Genomic DNA, 19,725 nt, shown 5'->3' with positions numbered 1-19,725 from the left:
TCAAGCGGCGGCGGAGATCAACGCCGCCGGGCTGACTTTGACGATCGTCTCGCCGCGCAGCTCGCTCATCCAAAAACCGCTGCCATCGTAGGCCAAACTCGCAAAGGAGCCTTGATAGCGCTCGATGAGTTCGGGCGTCTGCATGCCCGGGCGCAGGCGCGCAACATCGGTGAAGCCTTTCTCCACGCGCACGCTGAGCCACAGATCGGCGTCGATCCAGAAGAACCCGGTGACCTCCCACGGAACCGAAATCGTCTCTCCGATCGAGCCGTCGTCGCGAAATTCGAAAACCCGCTTGTTGTAGCGCTGGCTCAGCCACAACTTCTGGCCAGCCCAGAAGACGTGCGATCCCGTGTCGTCGGGGCAGCGCAGCGTGCGCTCGGCCCACGCTTGCGCGTGCGGGTCGAACCAATGAATCGAGCGGTCGTCGGTTGAGGGATCGGCCAGCACCGCAAGCAAGCGCCCGGCTCCGAACATCAGACCAATAGGTTGGCCCGGCGCGGAGTGACGCGCCGCGACGGCCTGCTCGTCGTTGAGCTCGAGCAGCGCTTTTTCTTTCCAGTCGCCCGCCCACAACCGGATGCCATCCCAGGCAAGACCGACCGTGGTCGGTGCGGGCTTCGGCCGGGTCAGGACGATCATGTCGGCCACGTTCCGCGCCCGCGCGCGAGAACCCGCCTCGCGGCAAGGTTCGGGCCGGACCGGCCGAGAAATGCCAAGACTCTTTCGACAAACGGCGACCATGTGGTCGCCGTCGTTCTGGAGCGCCTACTTTTGAAAATCGTCGTCACCGTCAAGCAAGTGCCCGATACGAATGCGGAAAAAACGTTCGACGCTGCCACCAAGCGCCTGAACCGCAGCAGCATCGAGAACGTCCTCAACCCGTTCGACGAGTACGCGATCGAGGAAGCGCTCAAGATAAAGGAAGCGCTCGGCGGCGACACGACCGTCACGATCCTCACAATGGCGCCCGCCAGCGGGCTCGAAATCGTGCGCAAGGCGCTCGGCATGGGCGCGGACAACGCGGCGCTGCTTTCCGACGACGCGGTCGGCGGCAGCGACACGATGGCCACCGCCTACGTGCTGGCGCAAGCGCTCAAGCACATCGGCTTCGATCTCATCCTCTCGGGCACGCAGAGCACCGACGCGATCTGCTGCGTCGTGCCCGCCGCCATCGCAGAACATCTCGGCGTGCCGTGCCTCACCTACGCCAAAAAAGTCACCGTCAGCGACGGCAAGATCGAGATCCAGCGCGAGACCGAAAGCGGCTACCTGCGCGTGAGCGCGCCCTTGCCCGCGCTGGTATCGGTCACCAAGGGCATCAACGAGCCCCGCTATCCGACCCTCAAAGGCATCATGGGCGCCAAGAAAAAGGAAGTCAAGGCGCTCACCCTGGCCGACATCGGAGCCGAGGCATCCCGGCTCGGCGACGCCGGCAGCAAGACCAAGGTCGAGGCCTTCACCCCGGTCGGCGCGCGCCAGAAGGGGACCGTCATTACCGTCTCCGACCCCAAAGAAGGCGCTACCAAAATCTTCGAATTTCTCGTTTCTAAAAAGGTGATCTGATTTTGAAGTCCGTCATCGTCTACGTCGAACAAGAAGAAGGAGCGCTGCGCCGCATCGGCCTGGAGATGGCGACGCGCGGCTCCGACATCGCCAAAGAGTTGAGCCTGCCCTGCGCCGGCGTCGTGCTGGGCAAGGGTGCCGCCGCGGCGGCAGAGCAGCTCAAGTCCACGCCGCTCGACAAGATCCATGTGGGCGAAGACGTGCCGACCGGCTCGTTTCACTCCGACCCGGCCGCCGACGCGCTAGAACAACTGCTCAAGGATTCGGGGCCGGCGCTGCTGCTCAGCCCCGGCACCAACGGCGGCAAGGACATGGCCGCTCGCATGGGCGTGCGCTTCGCAGCCGGCGTCATCACGGACGCCACGGACATCGCGATCAAGGATGGCGCGGTGGTCGTGCAGTCGCCGAAGTTCGGCGGCTCGGTCGTCAGCACGATCCGCTTCGCGAATTCCGAATACGGCGTCATCACTTGCCGCGCCAACAGTTTCATCGCGCGCCAGCAACCCGGCAAAGGCGAGATCGCGAAGCTGCCGGCGCCGCCCGCGAAGCAATACAAGGCGGTGATCGAGGAGAAGGTCGCGCAAGAGGCCGGCAAGCTTGGCGTCGAGGAAGCCAGCATCGTGGTTTCCGGCGGCCGGGGACTCGGCGGCCCGGAGCACTTCGACATCATCGAAGCGCTCGCCGAAGCCCTGGGCGGAGCGGTCGGCGCTTCGCGCGCCGCGGTGGACGCGGGCTGGATCTCGCACTCGCACCAAGTCGGGCAGACCGGCAAGACCGTCTCGCCGCAGCTGTACATCGCGTGCGGCATCTCGGGCGCCATTCAGCACAAGGTCGGCATGCGCAGCGCCGGTCTCATCGTCGCCATCAACAAGGACGGGAACGCGCCGATCTACGAGTTTTGCGACTTCGGAGTCGTCGGCGATCTCTTCGGGATCGTGCCCGAGCTGACCAAACTCGTGAAGGAGCGTCGCGCCAATGCGTAGCCGGATCATCATCGCGCTCTTCGCGCTCGCCGCGTTGTTGGCCGGGCTGGCGGGTCCGCCTGACCTCGCGCAAGCGAAGAAAGCGGCGCCCGCGAGCAGCCCGACCCCAAGCGCGTCGCCAAGCGGTTCCCCCACGCCAAGCCCGGAGGAGCGCATCGCGACCCTTTCGCAGACGGTCAAAGACAATCCGAACGATCGCAGCGCGCGTGCGGAACTGGGTGTGCTGCTCGTCCAAACAGGCAAAACGGCGCAAGGCCGCGACCAGCTCGAAAACGCCGTGCGTCTCGGCTTGGAAGACGCCGAGGCATGGTTCTACATCGGCATCGCGGACCGCGAGCTGAACGACCCCGCAGACTCCGTCACGGCATTCGAACGCGCGGAGCGCGATGATCCCGCCAACCAAGCGGTTCTCTCGAACCTCGCGGACGCGTATCTCGCGATGAACCGCCTCGACGACGCCGCGCGCATCGCCAACCGAGCCATCCAATTGCATCCAAAAGAGAGCTTCGGCTACATCGCGTTGGCCACCGTGCAGCTCGATCAGGGCAAGCTCGACGAAGGCCGCAAGACGCTGAACCAAGCGCTCGCGCTCTCACCGAAGGACGCTCGCGCCCACATGCTCCTGGGCCGATCGTACTTGGGCGCCAAGAATGCTAACCCGGACCTCGCCCTCGCGCAGTTCCAATTGATCCTCGCCGACGATCCCAAGAATTTCGATGCACTGCATGCCAAAGCCGAGGCATTGGCGGCGAAGAACGACGTTGCCGGCGCGCTGGCCGCGCTGCAAACGATCGTGAAGCTGCAACCGGATCGCGTCGAACCGGAAGACGACATCGCCGAGCTCTACCTTTCGAAGAAGATGATTGATCCGGCGCGTCAGGCGTTCGCCCAAGCGATCAAGGACCATCCGAAGTCAGCCGAGCCGTATTTGCTCCAAGCCGAATACGACGTCAACGAGAAGAATTATAAAAAAGCGGCGCAGGAGTACGATCAAGCGCTGGCGCTCACGCCCAACGACCCACGGGCGCTCTTCGAATACGGGCGCATCGAGCTGACGACAAAGCAGTACGGCAAAGCGCAAGAGCTCCTCAGCAAACTCTCGGCGCAAGATCCCAATAACCCCGACGTGTTGATGACGCTCGGCGAAACGTACGCCCTCCAACTGAAATGGGCGCAGGCCAGAGACACGTATCAGCGCGCGTTCGAGGTCACGCGCGGCTACACTCCGCTGTTCAACCTCGGGCTTTCGTACTTGAACCTGAAGCAGTATCGAAAGGCGCGCGATGCCTTCGAAGCGCTCGCGTCACACCAGACGAAGGGGCACCCGGATCCGCAGCTCTGGTATGCGCTTGGCGAAACCGATAGGATGATGGGCGACAAGCGCAATGCCATCGCTGCGTATCGGAACTTCCTCGTGATCATACCGAAGGGCCCGATCGCGGACAAGGCGCGTCAGTACATCAAAACCCTCAGCTCCTAAATGTAGCGACCCGAGCGAAGCTCGGGTAAAATGTAGCCACGGACCTTTAGGTCCGTGCATGTGTGTAGTGCCGGGGCTTTAGCCCCGGGAGTGTGCTGATTCCTTAAATGCTCCAAGTCTTCTATCACCATCGCTTCACCGAGCACCTTACCGGGCGGGGCCATCCCGAGCGGCCCGCGCGGCTCGCGGCGTTCATAGAGGGTCTCGCGCAGGGCGGAAGCGCGCCCGATTCGTTCATCGCCCCGACGCCGCTGGATCGTGGCGCGCTCGCGAGCGTGCACGACGAGCCGTACCTCAGTCTGATCGAGCGATATTGCGAGTCGCTGCAGCCGGGCGAAGTCGGCGAACTTCCCACCGGCGACACCATGGTCGGGCATGATTCTTTCGAGATCGCACTGCTGGCCGCCGGCGCCGCGGTATCGGCCTCCGAGCGTGCTCGCGTCGACGCGCCCGCGCTGGGGGTCACGCGGCCGCCCGGGCATCACGCCGAACCCGCGCGCGGCATGGGTTTCTGCCTTCTCAACAACGCGGCGCTGGCGGCCGCGCACGCGCGCGCGAACGGCGCCGTCCTCATCGTCGACTTGGACTACCATCACGGCAACGGCACCCAAGCGTGGGTAGAAGAAGCCCACGCGCGGCCCGGACCGCCGCTCGGCTTCATCTCGACGCATGCCTATCCGGCATATCCCGGCACCGGCGCGTTCGACGAATCCCAAGTCGCAAACAACGGCTTCGTCATCGACATCCCGCTCGCGCACTCAACCGACACGGAAGATTTTGTGGCCGTCTGGTCGACGTTGCTGCCGGCCACGACCCGGCGGATCAAGCCGGCCACGATCGTCGTGTCCGCCGGGTTTGACTTTCTAGCGGGCGATCCAATCGCAGGCCTGCCGATCGACATCAGCGCAGTCGATGCGTTGTGTGGTCTCATCGGCCAGGCCGGCGCGGACGCGGGCGCCGGCATCGCGCTCGTCCTCGAAGGCGGCTACTCGCTCGAGAACCTCAAGGCGAGCGGAGAAGCCTTGGCGCGCTCCTTTGGCGCGTGTTCGGCTCGCACGGCCGTGCCCGCGGCGCGCGTGCCCGCAGACAAGCGCCTAGCAGCGATGACCGCTGAAGCGCTTCGCTGGCTGGTAATGTAGCCACGGACCTTCGTAGCCACGGACCCGCGTATACGTAGCCACGGACCTTTAGGTCCGTGCCAAGGGAGGCTCCGAATTAAACGATATAAGCAACTACCGACGGAGTTCTCTTCCTCCGAGTCTTCGGCAACTTACTTTCGCTCGGCCGTGTTACGCGCGTCCGGCGTCCCTCGTCGGTCGTCTTATCCCAGGACTCGAAACCACCTCTTCGATAGAAAAGGGTTTGGGCGGCGATGTTTTCGCTACGGTGTCGGCGTCGGCAACGGTTTCATGTTGGCCTTGAGATATGTCGCCACGGCCGAGGGCACTCCGTAGTCGATGAGCTCCTGTGTGCTGTAAAGCCCACCAGATCCGAACGTCAGTGACCAAATGCCGCTCTTGCTCTTCGTGGCCACGAATTCAGCGCCCGCAAACCTGTAACCGATCCAGTCGACCAGGGCGTAGGGCGGAGAAGAGTTCAAATCAATTGCGTAATAAGTGATTTGCGGCTGCGCGGGCACAGCGTAAACGCCGGTGAGTTTCTTATTGGTCAGCTCTTCAAGTTGCACAAGATCGGATTGAGTCCCACCTCCCAGCACGGCGCGGTTGGGAACAATCGCTACGATAATCAGGGCCAACAGAAAGGCCGACATCCAAAGGAGTCCTAAAGTTTTTTTTCTCACTCTGTCCTTCGCGCTCCTTATCACTATCGATTAGTAAGGCGCCAAGTGGTAATAGCCGCTTGGATTCACTGGATTAAAGGCGTTTTGATAGTCTGCGCTCGTGGCTTCCCAGCCAAAGCACGGGGCGACGCACGAAACGCTGGGGTCCGAGCGGCTGGCATTCGACAGGATCATTGTGCATCCGTTGTTCTCGCAAATCCCGACGTGGTTCTCGCCATCGTTGCCAAGGTAGCCGTCTCCCTGTACGACTATGTCGCCCTGAACTGCCTGCGACTGCGTGACACCGATCGCGATGGAGCCACGCTGCCCCGGCGAACCGTTTGTCGCCGTTCCGTACGGCTGACTCGCCCAGCCGGTGCGCAAAGCATCAACGAAGCGCTCGACGCCGACCGTACCATTGCCGAGCGTAGGAAGCCCAGCATTTTGTAGAATCTGCTGCAGAGCCGCGACGCAGGCGTTAATGCCGCTATCCGTCCCAGGGATTAGACTTGTGTTTGTCTGAAACGCACCGGATCCGGCAATCGTTCCAGAAGCCGGACCCAGCGAATTCGAACAACTAGCTACGGCAGTGGCCGACACCGATAAGAGGCAAAGCACTACGAGCGGCTTGGACCAATGTTTGCGCATGATGCGGAGATTCAATCCCCTTCCACAAGCAATCGCAAGGAGCTAGCCCAGGCTCTCTACCCGGATACCTCCACGTTTCAGTCTGCCAGAAAGACGTCGCGGGGCCACTAGTGAAGTCCGCAAACTTAAGCCTAGCCTAGCACCGAAAATGGTAGGCGAGGATCTGTGTGTGCGCGTTGTGATCTTGGGAGGCGGGTGCGGGAGGCAACCGAGACAGCTAATGGTGGGGGCGTGGTCTGCCGAGGTGCGGGTTTAGCCCCAGTCGCGTTTTACGGCCTAAGCGCCGCGCCGATGCGCGCTAATTCTTTGGGTCCCACGTCGCCGACCATCGTCAGATTGAGCTTGCCGGCGTTCCAGGACAGAATCGACTGGCCGGACAGCAACGCGTATTGACCTGCCTGACCGCCGACGCTGATCGATTTCGGCGCCGCGCCTTCGAACTTCGGCAGCCGAGCCGTCGCGTTCTCGAACAGCGAGAACGTGCGCAAGCCGTCGCTGTAGATGAGTTGGACCGTCTCAACGCCGTCGCGCGTCTCGGTCGACGCCTTCTGAAGCGAGAAACCGTTGGGCAGACTCTTCGGCGCTACGACCTTGAATTTGGCGTTGGCGGCGAGAGTCGCAACGTCCGTCGTCGATTTGCCGTAGGCCGCGCCGCGCACGAGCGTCATGCCGGCCGGCACGGTGAGGCGGAACAGCTCCTCCGGCAAGCTCTTGACGTACTTGATGTTGTCGAACGTGGTCTTCGAGGCGATGGTCCCATCCGCGTGATACGCCTCGCGCTGCAGCACCACTTTCGTGACCTCATCGATCCACAGGCGCTGCACCAGCGCGTCTGAGAAATTCGAGACGAGCGAAAGCGTCAGCACCTTGTGCCCGGCGACGCTGGTCTCGGCGCCGACCTGGATCGCGTAGTTTTGCTGCACCCGCCCGAGATCGAGCGCCGCGTCAATGCCCGGCGCGAGCAGACCCCAATCGTTGCTGAACACTTTGCCGGTCTTCGGCTCGTACTGATAGGCCACCGACTCGTTGGACAAGATCAGTCGGCCGTACGCGTCCGCCGGAGCTACGAACCACAGCCGCCAACTGTGCGGCGCGAGATGATCGATGCGCACGACCGTCGCGTTTGCCGACTCGCGATCGTAGACGACCGAGGTGACCGTGCCCGAAAACGAAACGCGGTCGTCGGCGGCGACCGCCTGGGTGAGCAGCGAAAGGCCGTCAAGCGCGGTCGAAGCACCAAACGCCGGCGCCGCGGCCGCCATGAGCGCGGCTACGATGATCGCGCAGCGGCTGAAAAGCCCGCTAAGGCGAAACGACATCCGCGGTGTTGGCGTTTGCAGATGTCAGGAGGTACGCGTCCCACGCGCGATCGTTGGACGGAGAGCCGATCGTCTGCGCGACGTGCTGGCGCACGAAGTACGAAGACGAAAGCGCGGAGGTAGCGTGCTGCGCCTGATCGTAGCGAACGATGCCGATGACCAGCAAGACCGCGGCGGCCGCCGGCCCGAGGATCGCAGGCCGCAACGCGGCGCGAAGCTTCTCGAGCATGCCGGGCGCGGCTTGTCCGCGCATCGCGTGACGAACGCCCACGACCACAGCCATCGGCAGCTCGCGCTCTTCGCCCATCGCGCTGCGGATCGACTCGGTCAGCTCCACTTCGGCCTGCCACTCGTTGCGGCAGTCCACACACGATTGGATGTGACCGTGTATGGCCGCATCACGGGCGGCGTCGAGCTCCCCGTGGATGTAGTCGGTCAGTAATTCTCGGCAAAGATCGCAAGTCATAATATAAGTCTGGCGTTGCACGCAGACTCCTCCTGAAATAGGTAACGCAGCGTAGAGGTAAAGCGTTGCGGGACGATGCCGCAACGATGAGCCAAAAGTCGTTCCACTATGCGGGTCATATGCTTGCTGCTCCGCCACCGACACCGGGCGTGCGCTCGCGCTGCACCAGCCGCCGCAACTGCGAGCGCGCACGGTGAAGCCGCGACCGAACCGTGCCGATCGAGCAGCCTACCGTCTGGGCGATTTCCTGATACGAATAGTCTTCGACGTCGGCGAGGATCACCACCGTGCGTTGCTCGGGCGTGAGTCCCCGCAGCGCTCGATCCATAGCCGGCGAAAGCTGCTGCTCGTGCATCGCGGTGATCGGATCGTGCACGGTCACGGCATGCGGCGTTTCCTGAGGTTGGTTGTCTTCGGGCAGCGGCTGCGTGAAGATGCCCTTGCGGCGGCGCAGCTCGTCGCGATGCAGATTGGTGACGATGCGGTAGATCCACGCGAGAAACGACGTGCCCGGCCGGAACGACTGCCAGGCGCGGAACACGCGGATGAACGCGTCTTGCGCGAGATCGCGCGCGTCCGCTTCGTTGCTGGTCAGGCGATAGGCGTAATTGTACGTCTGGCGACCGAACTTCGCCATCGCCTCTTCGACGAAGGCGATTTGTTCTGGCGAAGGCGCCCCGCCGTTGCCGGCGCGTGCTGTGGACACGCGGGCAGTTTCTAAGGGCCTTTGAGCTTTTCCGCTGCTTCGACGACGTGCCTGAGCAGAATCGACGTCGTCACCGGGCCGACGCCTCCGGGCACGGGAGAAACAGCGCCTGCTATTTCGCTCACCGCATCGAAGTCGACGTCGCCGACCATGCGGCCGTCCACAAAGTTTATGCCGACGTCGATGACGGTCGCGCCCGGCTTGACGTGAGCGGCGCCGATGAAGCGCGGTCTTCCGATCGCCGCCACGAGGATGTCGGCCCGCGCGCATACCGACGCGAGATCCCGCGTCCGCGAGTGGCATAGCGTCACGGTCGCGTCGGCGACCGACAACAGCAGCGCGACCGGCCTGCCGACCACGGGCGACCGACCGACCACGACGACGCTTGCGCCTGCTAGCGGAACCACGGAGCGCGACCGCGCAAGCTCCAGCACCGCCGCGGCCGTCGCCGGCGCGAACGCCGGCGTGCCTTGTGCCAGCAGACCGAACGAGTATGGATTCGATGCGTCGACATCTTTGCCGACGACAATCGCATCGCACACCCGCCTGCGGTCGAACGGCGCCGGCAACGGGCGCTGCACGAGGATCCCGTGGATCAAAGGGTCAGCGCTCGCGCCCGCCACCGCTGCAGCAAAACCGGCGGTGCCGGCCTTCGACGGGATCACGACGAGCCCGACGTCGACGTCGGTTTTCAAACCGACCTTCGAGAGCGATTCGGCGTAGTAGATCCCTTCGGCATCGCCCTCGGCGGCAAAAACGGCGCAGCGCGGCACGATGTCGCGCTCGCGCAAAGCGCGCGCTCTGTTGCGGACGTCAGCGCGAATGCGGTCGGCGAGCTCGCGGCCGCTCAGGACGGCCGCGGTCACGATCTCGATCCGATGGCGCTCTTGACCTTGCCGTTGACGACCTCGGCCAGCAAACCCACCTGCGCGAGGCTGGTCGTCATGCGCGCGAGCACGCGCCCGGCCTCGCTTTCGTCTTTGAGCGCCTTTGCGTTGATCGCGATGTTCAGCGCGGCGCCTCGCGCGGCCGCCTGCGCGAAGAGCGCCGCGCAGCCGATGTCGCTGATCGCATTGGGGTTGCCGAAATCGACCAGCTCGACGGCGAGCGCGCAAGTCCGCTGCGCAAGCGTGATGGCCTGGAGCGGAGGATCGCACGCGCCGCGCAGGGACGCTTGGATGGCCGCCGTTCGAGCCGCTTTTTCGGCGTCGCTTGCCTTGGGCAGTTTGTACGCCGCGCTGACCTTGTCGAACGCGGTGACGTCTTCGTCGACGGAGCGCAAGAATTCGCGGGCCAGCGCTTCTGCATCGCGAGCGATCGAGTCGGCGCGCGCGGCGACTGCCGCGTATTTCGGGGACTCGAGGGTGAGGAGCGCGACCATTCGCACCAGGCTTGCCCCCATCGCGCCGACGACGGCGCTCGCGCTGCCGCCGCCCGGCGTTGGATCCGACGAACCCAAACGGCGAGCGTACTCCTCGATCGATAGACCGGCAAGACTCACAAGCGACCCTCTTTGAGGATTCCCGAGCTGGATGGTAGAAGGCGATTCCAGCCGCGCGCGGCCATGCCCTATCTGTTTGTAAATGGAGTCACATTGAAACAAGTCATCATAGTTCTCGTCCTATGTCTGCTCAACGCACCGGCGCTCGCCGGCGGACAGTTCTCCCTCCAACATCACCCGATCTCCACCACCGTCGCCGCTGCGCAAGACGCTTTCGACGAAGGCCTGACGCTGCTCTATTCGTACAACCGCGCCGCTTCGTACAAAGCGTTCGAGCGCGCTGCCAAGGCCGACCCCCATTGCGCGATGTGCTGGTGGGGCATGGGGATCGCGCAGGGTTCCAACGTGAACACAACGGCCGACAGCCAAAGTCAGAAAGCCGCATACGACGACGTGGTCGATGCGAAAACGCTCGAACCCTATGCATCCGATGAAGAGAAGGCCTACATCGAGGCGCTCGCAGCGCGTTACTCGTCCGATCCGGGGCGCGATCTGCGCGCGCTCGCCGTCGCGTATCATGCCGCGATGGCCGGCCTCGTCGCGCGTTATCCGGATGACCTCGACGCCGCCACCCTCTATGCCGAAAGCGGCCTCGAGCTGCACCCGTGGAAATGGTTCACCTCGGACGGCGCGCCGGTCGAGGGCACCAACGAGGTCATCGCAACGCTGGAGTCGGTGATGCGGCGCGACCCGCTGCACATCGGCGCGAATCATTTCTATATCCACGCCGTCGAGGAGTCACGCCATCCCGAGCGCGCGCTCATCTCGGCGGGGCGCCTCGATGCGATGCATTTCGAGGACGCCGCCGCGCACCTCGTCCACATGCCGGCTCACATCTACATGCGGACGGGCAACTACGACAAGGCCACGAGCAGCAACGAGCACGCGACGGCGCACGATCGCGCGTACCTGCACATGGGTCCCGACGACAGCGAAGCTTCCGGCTACTACAATCATAACCTGACGATGCTGGTGAGCGGCTATGAGATGGAAGGAGACAGCGCGGATGCGGCGCGCATCTCGAAACAGCTCGCCGATCAGCAGGACGTGGTTCCCGTCACCTACGATGCGCTGCGATTCCATCGCTGGGATGAGCTGCTTTCGATGCCCAAACCCCAAGAGAACGGGCGGGGCATGCGCACGGTCATGTGGCACTTCGGGCGTGGCATGGCGCTCGTCTCGCGAAAGCAATTCGACGCCGTTGCGCCGGAGCGCGACGCCGTGCATCAGGCGACGACGAGCGTGCACTTCTTCGCGCAGGCGGGCAGCAACAACAGCTCGTTTAGTCTGATCCACATGGCGCAAGACGTGCTCGATGCGGCCGTCGAGCGCGCGCGCGGAGATTCCGCAAAGGAGATCGCACGGCTGCAGAGCGCCGTCGCGACGCAGGACCGGTTGGTGTACACCGAGCCCCCCGATTGGTACTTCCCGGTGCGCGAAGCGCTCGGCGGGGCGTTGCTGCGCCGCGGGGAGAGCGCTCGAGCCGAAAGCGTCTTCCGCGACGACCTTGCCCGCAATCCCAAGAACCCGCGCTCGCTGTTCGGTTTGGCGGCGGCGCTGCAGGCGCAAGGCAAGAGCGCCGACGCGCTCGAGGTGACGCGTCAATTCGATGACGCGTGGAAGCACGCCGACATCAAACTCTCCGTCAACGATCTATAAAAAAGTAGAGCCGGATCTTTTCAGGTCCGGCTCAGCTCACGTTGTTGCTGGTACTCGTGTCTAACTGTGCAGGTTGATCGTCGCCGTGACTGCGGCGCCGGTACCCGGCGCGGTCGAGGTGATGCGCACCGCGACGTTGCCGCCGGACACGGTGTTCACGCTTACTTGTTGCGAGAAGTTACCGTTGCCGTCGGCGGTGAGATCTGCGGTGTACGTGCCCGACGTGATCTGGAAGATGCCTCCGAACACGCCTGAGCCCGTCGCCGCCAGGTGGATGCTAGAGTTCGGCAGCGTTCTACCCGAAACGGTGAACTGACTGCCCACGGTCGAGCCGCTGGCCGGCAACAGGTTGTTGAGGTAGTTCACGGTCGTGCTGCCGCCGGAGCCGAACGACCAGTTGCGGCTGAAGGGGACGCCATCCGCGGACCTGCCCGTGACCACAACCGTATGTTGCGTCGCCGGCAAATCGAAGTTCGGCGAGAACAGGAAGTCGTTAGCGGAGACGTAGGTCGTGCTCGACACGTCGCGCCCGTCAATCGTGATCCTCACGCTGTTGGGGTCGACGGACGAACTAAACCCGCCGGACACCGCAGGCCGATTCGATTGCACGGAACCGTTTCGCGGCGGGTTAAGGTTTGTCAATCGAATGGTATTGGACGCCGGAGTCGCCGTCGGATTCGGCGGCGGCGGCGCACCGGCCATCGCCACGGAAACCGTGCGGGAGTTGCCGTCGTAATTGACGTTCGCTCCCAACGATTCGGAGATGAAGCGCAGCGGCACCAACGTGCGTGCACCCACCAAGAACGGGGCGACGTCCAAATTCGTCTGTTGGCCGTTCACGGTCGCTGCCGTCGAGCCGATGTGCAGTTGGATATTGCGGCCGTTGCCGGTCGCGTTGATCGTGCCGTTATCGTAGACGACCGTCGCGCCAAGCCGTTCGAAAACGCCGCGCAGAGGCACAAACACGCGCCCGCCGCGCTCGATCGGCGGTTGATCGAACGATACGTATTGGCCGTTCACGATGATGCGTACATCGGCCGCGAGAGCTTGCACCGACAGAAGCAGGCCCACGCTTGGAATGAGGAGCGAGAGTACGGTGGCTATCGCCAGAACACGAACGATTCGCATAAATCTGCCTTCCCGATTTATCACAGGCAAGCGCACCCTGCCCAAGGTGGTGAGTTATCTTCTCACCGTATACCCAGAAACGAGCGAGCTCTAACGAAGCGCATGTAGCCACGGAGCTTCAGCTCCGTGCTCAACCGGAGGGGTTTTTGGCAGGCGGAAGGAATCTTGGAAAATCTTTCCCCTCTTCTTTATGGAGTCGGAATTTGTCCCCACTTGAGGCAAAGGTGTCCACGCGCGCCGGCGACGTTAAGGACGCCGGCCTTGCAGAGCTTGGCCGCCGACGCATTGCTTGGGCTGCGCAAAGCATGCCGGTTCTCGCCGCCATCAGAGAGCGCTTTTCGCGCGAGAAACCGTTGAAAGGTCTGCGCGTCGGCGCGTGCCTGCACGTCACCACCGAAACCGCCAATCTGATGGTGGCGCTGGCCGCCGGCGGCGCTGAGATCGCGCTGTGCGCCAGCAATCCGCTTTCCACGCAGGACGACGTCGCCGCGGCGCTGTCGATCGACCACGGCATGAGCGTTTTCGCCGTCAAAGGCGAAGACCACGCGCGCTACTACTCGCACATCGAGGCGGTGCTCGCCACCGACCCGCAGTTCACGATGGACGATGGCGCCGATCTTGTAACCACACTCGTCACCAAGCACGCGAACAAGCTCGCTTCGGTCATCGGCGGCACCGAAGAGACGACGACCGGCGTGGTCCGTCTGCGCAGCATGGAGAAAGCAGGCGTCCTCAAGTTCCCGATCGTCGCCGTGAACGACGCGCTGACGAAGCATCTGTTCGACAATCGCTACGGCACGGGGCAGTCGACCCTCGACGGCATCGTGCGCGCCACCAACGTCCTGCTGGCCGGAAAGGTGATCGTCATCGCCGGGTTCGGCTGGTGCGGGCGCGGCATCGCGCAGCGCGCGCGCGGCATGGGCGCGCAAGTCGTCATCACCGAAATCGATCCGACCAAAGCGCTCGAGGCGGCCATGGAAGGCTATGCCGTCATGCCGATGCACGAGGCGGCAAAGCGCGGTGACATCTTCATCACCGTGACCGGCAACACGCACGTCCTGCGCGAAGAGCATTTCATGTCCATGAAGAGCGGCGCGCTCGTCGCGAACTCGGGGCACTTCAACGTCGAGATCGACATCGAGGCCCTCGAGCGGCTCTCTGAGGGGGAGAAGAAGCGCCCGCGGGAATTCGTGGAAGAGTACCAGCTCGGCGACGGCCGCACCGTCTGTCTGCTCGGAGAGGGCAGGTTGATAAATCTCGCAGCCGCAGAAGGGCATCCGGCGGCGGTCATGGATATGTCTTTCGCAAATCAGGCGCTCTGCGCGGAGTACGTCGTCAAGCACAAGGGCAAGCTCGCGGCGTCGGTCATCCCGGTGCCGAAGGAGATCGACGAAGAAGTCGCGCGCCTCAAACTCGCCGCGCTGGACGTGACGATCGACAAGCTGACGCCGGAACAACACCATTATCTCGCGTCCTGGAATGAGGGGACCTAAGTGGCTGCACACAAGAGACTGTTCACATCGGAGAGCGTCACCGAGGGCCATCCGGACAAAGTCGCGGATCAGATCTCCGATGCCGTGCTCGACGCCATCCTCGCGCAGGACCCCAACGGGCGCGTGGCCTGCGAGACGTTCATCATCACGGGTCAGGTCCACATCGCCGGCGAGATCAGCACATCGTGCTATGTCGACATCCCTCGCATCGTGCGCCAGACGCTGCGCGACATCGGCTACACCCGCGCCAAGTATGGCTTCGATGCCGACACGTGCGGAATCTCGGTGTCCGTGGACGAGCAATCGCCGGACATCGCCATGGGCGTCGACAAGGCCTTCGAAGTGAAGGAAGGCGGGCTCAAAGGCGGGAGCGACCTGGACACGATCGGCGCCGGCGATCAAGGCATGATGTTCGGATTCGCCTGCCGCGAGACCCCAGAGCTGATGCCGATGCCGATCGTGCTCGCGCATCGCTTGACGAAAACGCTCGCCGCCGTTCGCAAGACCAACGCGGTGGATTTCCTGCGGCCCGACGGCAAGGCTCAGGTCACGGTCGAGTACGACGGGTTCAAACCCGTGCGCGTGGATACGATCGTGATATCGGCGCAGCACGCCGACAAGTACCCCATGGACGTGATCCGCGACAACATCATCTCGCACGTCATCGACACGGCCATCGACGCCAATCTGCTCGACAAGAAGACGAAGATCTACGTCAACCCGACCGGCCGCTTCGTCATCGGCGGACCCCTTAGCGATGCCGGCCTCACGGGCAGGAAGATCATCGCGGACACCTACGGCGGGATGGCGCGACACGGCGGTGGCGCATTCTCCGGCAAGGATCCGACGAAAGTGGATCGCTCGGCCGCGTACGCCGCGCGGCATGCCGCGAAGAATATCGTCGCGGCGGGCCTGGCGGATCGCTGCGAGATCCAAGTCGCCTACGCGATCGGCCTGGCGCGCCCCGTTTCCGTCTATGTGGATTGCTTCGGCACCAACCGCATCGAGGAGAATGCGATCGCGGATTTGGTCGCCAAGCATTTCGACCTGCGCCCGGGCGCGATCATCGAACGCTTCGAGTTGCGCCGGCCCATCTACAAGCAGGTCTCGAACTACGGCCACTTCGGCCGCCCCGATCTGGATCTGCCGTGGGAGAAGCTTGACATGGCCCGTACCTTGCGCGAAGCCGCCGGCATCAAGATCGACGAGGAGAAGTTCCCGCAGCTCGTCCTGAGTTGATGGACGCGCCGCAGCGCTTTCTCGCCGCCTGCGCGCGTCAACCCGTCGATCGTACGCCGGTCTGGATGATGCGCCAAGCCGGCCGCTATTTACCCGAGTATCGCGCCGTCAGAGAACGCGTGGATTTTCTCACGCTGTGCAAGACGCCGGAGCTGGCGTCGCAGGTTTCGCTGCAGCCCATCGAGCGTTTCGGCATGGATGCGTGCATCGTGTTCTCGGACATCCTCATCCCGGTCGAGGCGATGGGCGCGCCGCTGGCTTTCGGCGACGCAGGTCCGGTGCTCGAAAAGCCGGTGCGTAGTCTGGCGGACATCGAGCGCCTGAGCGTGCCCGACCCGGATGTCGCGACAGCGTTCGTGATGGAGACACTGCGCCTGACGCGGCGCGCGTTGAACGGCCGCGCTGCGCTGGTGGGGTTCGCCGGGGCGCCGTACACGCTGGCTTCGTATATGCTCGAGGGCGGCGGATCCAAGAGCTTCGCCATCACTAAGCGTTTCATGTATGAAGAGCCGCGCGCCATGCATGCGCTGCTCACCAAGCTCGCCGATACGGTAGGGCGATACGCGGCGGCGCAGGTGGCGGCCGGAGCGCAGGCGATACAGGTCTTCGACACGTGGGCCGGCGAGCTGGAACCGCGCGCCTACGAGCAGTTCGCGCTGCCCTACCAGACCGCGGTGATCGAGCGCGTGCGATCTAGCGGCGTGCCGGCGATCCTCTACGTCAACGGCTGTGCCGGCGTGCTCGAGCTGATGCACCGCACGGGCGCAGACGTCCTCAGCTTGGATTGGCGCATCGCGCTGTCACAGACGCGCGGCAGAGTCGGTGTCGATATCGCGCTGCAAGGCAACGTCGATCCGGCGATTTTGTTGACCACGCCCGAGCTGGTCACCGCCGCAGCCCTCGCAACCATCGCCGACGCGGGGCCTCTCGGGCACATCCTCAACCTCGGTCACGGGATCTTGCCGGCGACGCCGCTTGCGTGCGCGGCGGCATTCGTCGATGCACCGCGCGGCTGAACGCGCGGGGGTCGTCCTTGCGCAGCTGGGCGGTCCGGAAACGCTCGACGACGTGCGCCCGTTCCTCTTCAATTTTTTCGTCGACCTCATCCCCGACAACATCCCCGTGCCTGGTTTTTTGGTGAAGCCGACTGCTTGGCTGATCTCCCGATGGCGCGCTCCGTACTCGCGCGGGCTGTACGCCTCGATTGGGGGCGGTTCGCCCCTGCGCGCGCAGAGCGAGGCGCAGGCGCAGGCGTTGCGCGATGAACTGCGAAGGCGCGGCCGGGCGCTCCCGGTCTACCTCGCCATGCGCAATTGGCGGCCGTATTCGCAACAAGCGCTGGCTCATGCGCGCTCGGACGGCGTGACGCGCCTCGTCTTCCTTCCTTTATATCCGCAATATTCGTATTCGACCACGCGCTCGAGCCTCAACGAGCTCAAACGGGCCATGCACGCGCTCGACTACGCGCCGGAACTTCTGACGGTCCACGATTACTGCGACGACCCGCTGTACATCGACGCGCTCGTCGCGCTCACCCGGCGCCACCTGGCCGCATTCCGCACGCCCGCAGAGGACGTGCACCTGATCTTCTCGGCGCACGGCCTGCCGCTGAGCTACATCGAACGCGGAGACCCGTACCTCCAACAAGTCGAACGCTCCGTCGCCGCCGCGTCCGCTCGGCTGGAACACCCAGGCCCGGTCCATTTGTCGTTTCAAAGCCGGCTCGGACCGGCCAAGTGGCTGGCGCCGGCCACCGAAGTGCTGCTCGAGCGACTCGCCCGCAACGGTGCGCGCGCGGTCTGCATCGTGCCGGTCGCATTCGTCAGCGAGCACGTCGAGACGCTCAACGAGATCGACATCCAGTATGCACGGGTCGCCGAGAGAGCCGGCATCGCTGAATTTGGCCGCGTCTGCGCGGTGAAATGCCACCCGTCGTACATCGCGTGCCTGGCGAATCAGGCCGAGCGGGCTCTTGCATGAAACTTGGAGATATTGACGTTGCCGTCATCGGCGCCGGGATATCCGGCCTCACCGCCGCCTACTATCTGCAGAAGGCGGGCCGGCGCGTAGCGCTGTTCGAGGCGGAGCCGGTACCGGGCGGCTGCATCGGCTCAACTGCGCAGGGTCCGTATGTCGCCGACCGCGGGCCGCAAACGTTCACAACAGCCGAGCCGCTCTTGGAACTCGTGCGCGAATTGAATCTCGATGGAGCGTTCACGAGCGCCGACCGCGCGGCGGCGAGGCGCTACATCTTCAGGCACGGCCGGCTGAACGCGATGCCGACGTCGCTTGCCGGCTTTCTTGAGACGCCGTTGCTCTCGACCGGCGCGAAATGTCGTCTCTTGATGGAGCCATTCGTTCGCCGAAGAATCGATGTAGCGGATGAGTCGATCGCCGCGTTTGCGCAGCGGCGCGCGGGCCCCGACGTCGTCGATGCGCTGGTGGCGCCGATCGTCTCCGGGATTTTCGCGGGCGATCCGGCTCGACTCTCGATGCAAAGCACAGCGCCGCTGCTGCGCGAGATCGAACGTCGCGATGGCAGCGTCTTGGTCGGCTCGGCGCGGCGCATGCGCTCGGGCGCGGTCAAGCGCCGTGCCGCTGGATTCATCCAGGGAAGCCGCGCGCTCGTGTGTGCATTCGCGCGCGCGCTCGGCGACGCGTTGCGCACCGGCGTCCGGGTGAAACGGCTGTCGCAAAAGGGCGCGAGCATTGCGCTCGAATGTGAAGGTCTGCCGGAGTCCACGATAGAGGCGCGCTGGGTGGTGGTCGCGTTGCCGGCGCCCGCCGCGGCCGATCTGCTCGCGTTGCTGGAGCCCGACGCAGCGGCGGCGCTGCGCGAGATCGAAACGCCGCCGATGGCGCAGTTGGCGCTCGCGTACCCGCGCGCGGCCGTCGGCGTGCCGCTGGACGGTTTCGGATTTCTTGCCTGTCGCCAAGAAGGCGTCCGCATGTTGGGAGCGGTTTGGAATTCCGTCGTGTTTCCCGACCGCTGCCCGTCTGACGAGGTGTTGGTCACGGCCTTTTTCGGCGGCGCGACGGACCCCGACGTCGCGAACTGCAGCGATGAGGACCTTGCGCGCACCGCACACGCCGAGCTCACCCGCATCATGAAAATCAACAAAGGTGGAGCGGGATCTTTAGGTCCCGCGAAAATCGTCGCCGGTTTCCGCTGGGACGCCGGCATCCCACAATACACGTTGGGTCACGCCGAACGCGTGGCGCGCATACGGCGAGGCCTCTCGCGCCTTCCCAACGTCAGGCTCATCGGTAACTTCCTCCGCGGGGCAAGCGTGAGCGATTGCATCCGAGTGGCTCGAGAAGAGACGGCGGACTTGTGAAAGCCTTGGAACGAGCGCTGATCGTAGTAGCTGCGCTGTTCATCGCGCTCACGATCCCGCACGTCATCGAGGACGTGACCTTCGGAGAAACGGCGCGCCTCGGGCTCACGATGCTTCAAGCGGGTTTGGTCGTCGGCGGCCTTCACGCGCTGCTGGTGCTTGCCGTGTTCGACGCCAGCCGGCGCGGCAGGCTCGGCGCGTGGGCCATGATCGTCATCGGGCTGATCTGGACGATCGGCATCATCGTCATCCACGGCCCCGAAATCCAAACCGGCGGCTTCGGACGCGGCGGCGCCTCTTTAGTACTCCTTGCCGCGATGTTCGTGCTTGCGCTCGCTCTGACCGCGCTAGGCGGGCGGATCCTGCTGCGGTTACTAGACAAAGATTAGACGAGACGCGCGTCTGTTGAATTTCCCAGG

General features: G+C 64.1%; 20 protein-coding genes. 11 read left to right on the top strand and 9 right to left on the bottom strand.

Annotated features, from left to right (window positions below; translation table 11 throughout):
- Positions 1-642, bottom strand: coding sequence for a hypothetical protein (locus VN934_03820; GenBank protein ID HXM17920.1), 642 nt, complete (start codon positions 640-642; stop codon positions 1-3).
- Between the two features lie 132 nt (positions 643-774).
- Between VN934_03820 and VN934_03815 the strand changes: the two genes are divergently transcribed.
- The 4 genes from VN934_03815 to VN934_03800 all read left to right on the top strand — a co-directional run bounded on the left by VN934_03815 (position 775) and on the right by VN934_03800 (position 5,168).
- Positions 775-1,566, top strand: coding sequence for an electron transfer flavoprotein subunit beta/FixA family protein (locus VN934_03815; GenBank protein ID HXM17919.1), 792 nt, complete (start codon positions 775-777; stop codon positions 1,564-1,566).
- 2 nt (positions 1,567-1,568) lie between these two features.
- Positions 1,569-2,549, top strand: a complete 981-nt coding sequence (locus tag VN934_03810; GenBank protein HXM17918.1) for an electron transfer flavoprotein subunit alpha/FixB family protein — start codon at positions 1,569-1,571, stop codon at positions 2,547-2,549.
- Positions 2,542-4,029, top strand: coding sequence for a tetratricopeptide repeat protein (locus tag VN934_03805; GenBank protein HXM17917.1), 1,488 nt, complete (start codon positions 2,542-2,544; stop codon positions 4,027-4,029). Before VN934_03810 ends, VN934_03805 begins: the two co-directional genes overlap by 8 nt.
- A gap of 107 nt (positions 4,030-4,136) precedes the next feature.
- Positions 4,137-5,168 carry a hypothetical protein gene (locus VN934_03800; protein ID HXM17916.1) on the top strand — a complete coding sequence of 344 codons (1,032 nt, stop codon included), beginning with the start codon at positions 4,137-4,139 and terminating at the stop codon, positions 5,166-5,168.
- A 242-nt stretch (positions 5,169-5,410) separates the two neighbouring features.
- On the opposite strand, the gene VN934_03795 is transcribed toward VN934_03800, so the two are convergent.
- The 7 genes from VN934_03795 to VN934_03765 all read right to left on the bottom strand — a co-directional run bounded on the left by VN934_03795 (position 5,411) and on the right by VN934_03765 (position 10,449).
- Entirely contained in the window at positions 5,411-5,800 is a 390-nt protein-coding gene (locus VN934_03795) for a hypothetical protein (GenBank protein ID HXM17915.1), read from the bottom strand.
- 60 nt (positions 5,801-5,860) lie between these two features.
- The gene (locus VN934_03790) at positions 5,861-6,472 is read right to left on the bottom strand and encodes a hypothetical protein (GenBank protein ID HXM17914.1); all 612 of its coding nucleotides are present in this window, start codon (positions 6,470-6,472) and stop codon (positions 5,861-5,863) included.
- A gap of 254 nt (positions 6,473-6,726) precedes the next feature.
- Complete coding sequence (locus VN934_03785; protein HXM17913.1) at positions 6,727-7,776, bottom strand: hypothetical protein; 1,050 nt, start codon at positions 7,774-7,776, stop codon at positions 6,727-6,729.
- Positions 7,760-8,242, bottom strand: coding sequence for a zf-HC2 domain-containing protein (locus VN934_03780; protein ID HXM17912.1), 483 nt, complete (start codon positions 8,240-8,242; stop codon positions 7,760-7,762). Before VN934_03780 ends, VN934_03785 begins: the two co-directional genes overlap by 17 nt.
- A 115-nt stretch (positions 8,243-8,357) precedes the next feature.
- The gene (locus VN934_03775) at positions 8,358-8,948 is read right to left on the bottom strand and encodes a sigma-70 family RNA polymerase sigma factor (protein HXM17911.1); all 591 of its coding nucleotides are present in this window, start codon (positions 8,946-8,948) and stop codon (positions 8,358-8,360) included.
- 11 nt (positions 8,949-8,959) lie between these two features.
- Positions 8,960-9,814 (bottom strand): bifunctional 5,10-methylenetetrahydrofolate dehydrogenase/5,10-methenyltetrahydrofolate cyclohydrolase, encoded by an 855-nt coding sequence (locus tag VN934_03770; GenBank protein HXM17910.1) that lies wholly within the window; start codon positions 9,812-9,814, stop codon positions 8,960-8,962.
- A complete protein-coding gene (locus VN934_03765) occupies positions 9,811-10,449 on the bottom strand; it encodes a cyclodeaminase/cyclohydrolase family protein (GenBank protein ID HXM17909.1) in 639 nt (212 codons plus the stop codon). Before VN934_03765 ends, VN934_03770 begins: the two co-directional genes overlap by 4 nt.
- Before the next feature lie 93 nt (positions 10,450-10,542).
- Here VN934_03765 and VN934_03760 point away from each other — a divergent pair, with 93 nt between their 5' ends.
- Positions 10,543-12,108, top strand: coding sequence for a hypothetical protein (locus VN934_03760; protein ID HXM17908.1), 1,566 nt, complete (start codon positions 10,543-10,545; stop codon positions 12,106-12,108).
- 60 nt (positions 12,109-12,168) lie between these two features.
- Here the strand turns inward: VN934_03760 and VN934_03755 are convergent, their stop codons facing one another.
- On the bottom strand, positions 12,169-13,236 hold the full coding sequence (locus VN934_03755; GenBank protein HXM17907.1) for a copper amine oxidase N-terminal domain-containing protein: 1,068 nt from the start codon (positions 13,234-13,236) through the stop codon (positions 12,169-12,171).
- Positions 13,237-13,460: 224 nt separating this feature from the next.
- Between VN934_03755 and ahcY the strand changes: the two genes are divergently transcribed.
- Genes ahcY through VN934_03725 form a run of 6 tightly spaced genes read left to right on the top strand, consistent with a single transcriptional unit; the run spans position 13,461 to position 19,695 of the window.
- A complete protein-coding gene (gene ahcY / locus VN934_03750; GenBank protein ID HXM17906.1) occupies positions 13,461-14,729 on the top strand; it encodes an adenosylhomocysteinase in 1,269 nt (422 codons plus the stop codon).
- Positions 14,730-15,968 (top strand): methionine adenosyltransferase, encoded by a 1,239-nt coding sequence (gene metK, locus VN934_03745; protein ID HXM17905.1) that lies wholly within the window; start codon positions 14,730-14,732, stop codon positions 15,966-15,968.
- Positions 15,968-16,984 carry a uroporphyrinogen decarboxylase gene (gene hemE, locus VN934_03740; GenBank protein ID HXM17904.1) on the top strand — a complete coding sequence of 339 codons (1,017 nt, stop codon included), beginning with the start codon at positions 15,968-15,970 and terminating at the stop codon, positions 16,982-16,984. The genes metK and hemE overlap by 1 nt, the downstream gene beginning before the upstream one ends.
- The gene (hemH, locus tag VN934_03735; protein HXM17903.1) at positions 16,968-17,948 is read left to right on the top strand and encodes a ferrochelatase; all 981 of its coding nucleotides are present in this window, start codon (positions 16,968-16,970) and stop codon (positions 17,946-17,948) included. The genes hemE and hemH overlap by 17 nt, the downstream gene beginning before the upstream one ends.
- A complete protein-coding gene (hemG, locus tag VN934_03730; protein HXM17902.1) occupies positions 17,945-19,306 on the top strand; it encodes a protoporphyrinogen oxidase in 1,362 nt (453 codons plus the stop codon). The genes hemH and hemG overlap by 4 nt, the downstream gene beginning before the upstream one ends.
- A complete protein-coding gene (locus VN934_03725; GenBank protein HXM17901.1) occupies positions 19,303-19,695 on the top strand; it encodes a hypothetical protein in 393 nt (130 codons plus the stop codon). Before hemG ends, VN934_03725 begins: the two co-directional genes overlap by 4 nt.
- The last annotated feature ends 30 nt before the right edge of the window (positions 19,696-19,725 follow it).

Source organism: Candidatus Tumulicola sp. (genome assembly GCA_035601835.1).
Taxonomy (GTDB): Bacteria; Vulcanimicrobiota; Vulcanimicrobiia; order Eremiobacterales; family Eremiobacteraceae; genus DATNNM01.
Note: the sequence above shows the minus strand (reverse complement) of the source record. Positions and strands in the feature narration are given on the sequence as shown.

Coding starts and splice junctions, on each gene's coding strand:
- VN934_03795 (HXM17915.1), bottom strand. CDS start 5,800: ATGTCGGCCTTTCTGTTGGCCCTGATTATCGTAGCGATTGTTCCCAAC.
- VN934_03820 (HXM17920.1), bottom strand. CDS start 642: ATGATCGTCCTGACCCGGCCGAAGCCCGCACCGACCACGGTCGGTCTT.
- hemE (HXM17904.1), top strand. CDS start 15,968: ATGGACGCGCCGCAGCGCTTTCTCGCCGCCTGCGCGCGTCAACCCGTC.
- VN934_03780 (HXM17912.1), bottom strand. CDS start 8,242: ATGACTTGCGATCTTTGCCGAGAATTACTGACCGACTACATCCACGGG.
- hemG (HXM17902.1), top strand. CDS start 17,945: ATGAAACTTGGAGATATTGACGTTGCCGTCATCGGCGCCGGGATATCC.
- VN934_03805 (HXM17917.1), top strand. CDS start 2,542: ATGCGTAGCCGGATCATCATCGCGCTCTTCGCGCTCGCCGCGTTGTTG.
- hemH (HXM17903.1), top strand. CDS start 16,968: ATGCACCGCGCGGCTGAACGCGCGGGGGTCGTCCTTGCGCAGCTGGGC.
- VN934_03800 (HXM17916.1), top strand. CDS start 4,137: ATGCTCCAAGTCTTCTATCACCATCGCTTCACCGAGCACCTTACCGGG.
- VN934_03755 (HXM17907.1), bottom strand. CDS start 13,236: ATGCGAATCGTTCGTGTTCTGGCGATAGCCACCGTACTCTCGCTCCTC.
- VN934_03785 (HXM17913.1), bottom strand. CDS start 7,776: ATGTCGTTTCGCCTTAGCGGGCTTTTCAGCCGCTGCGCGATCATCGTA.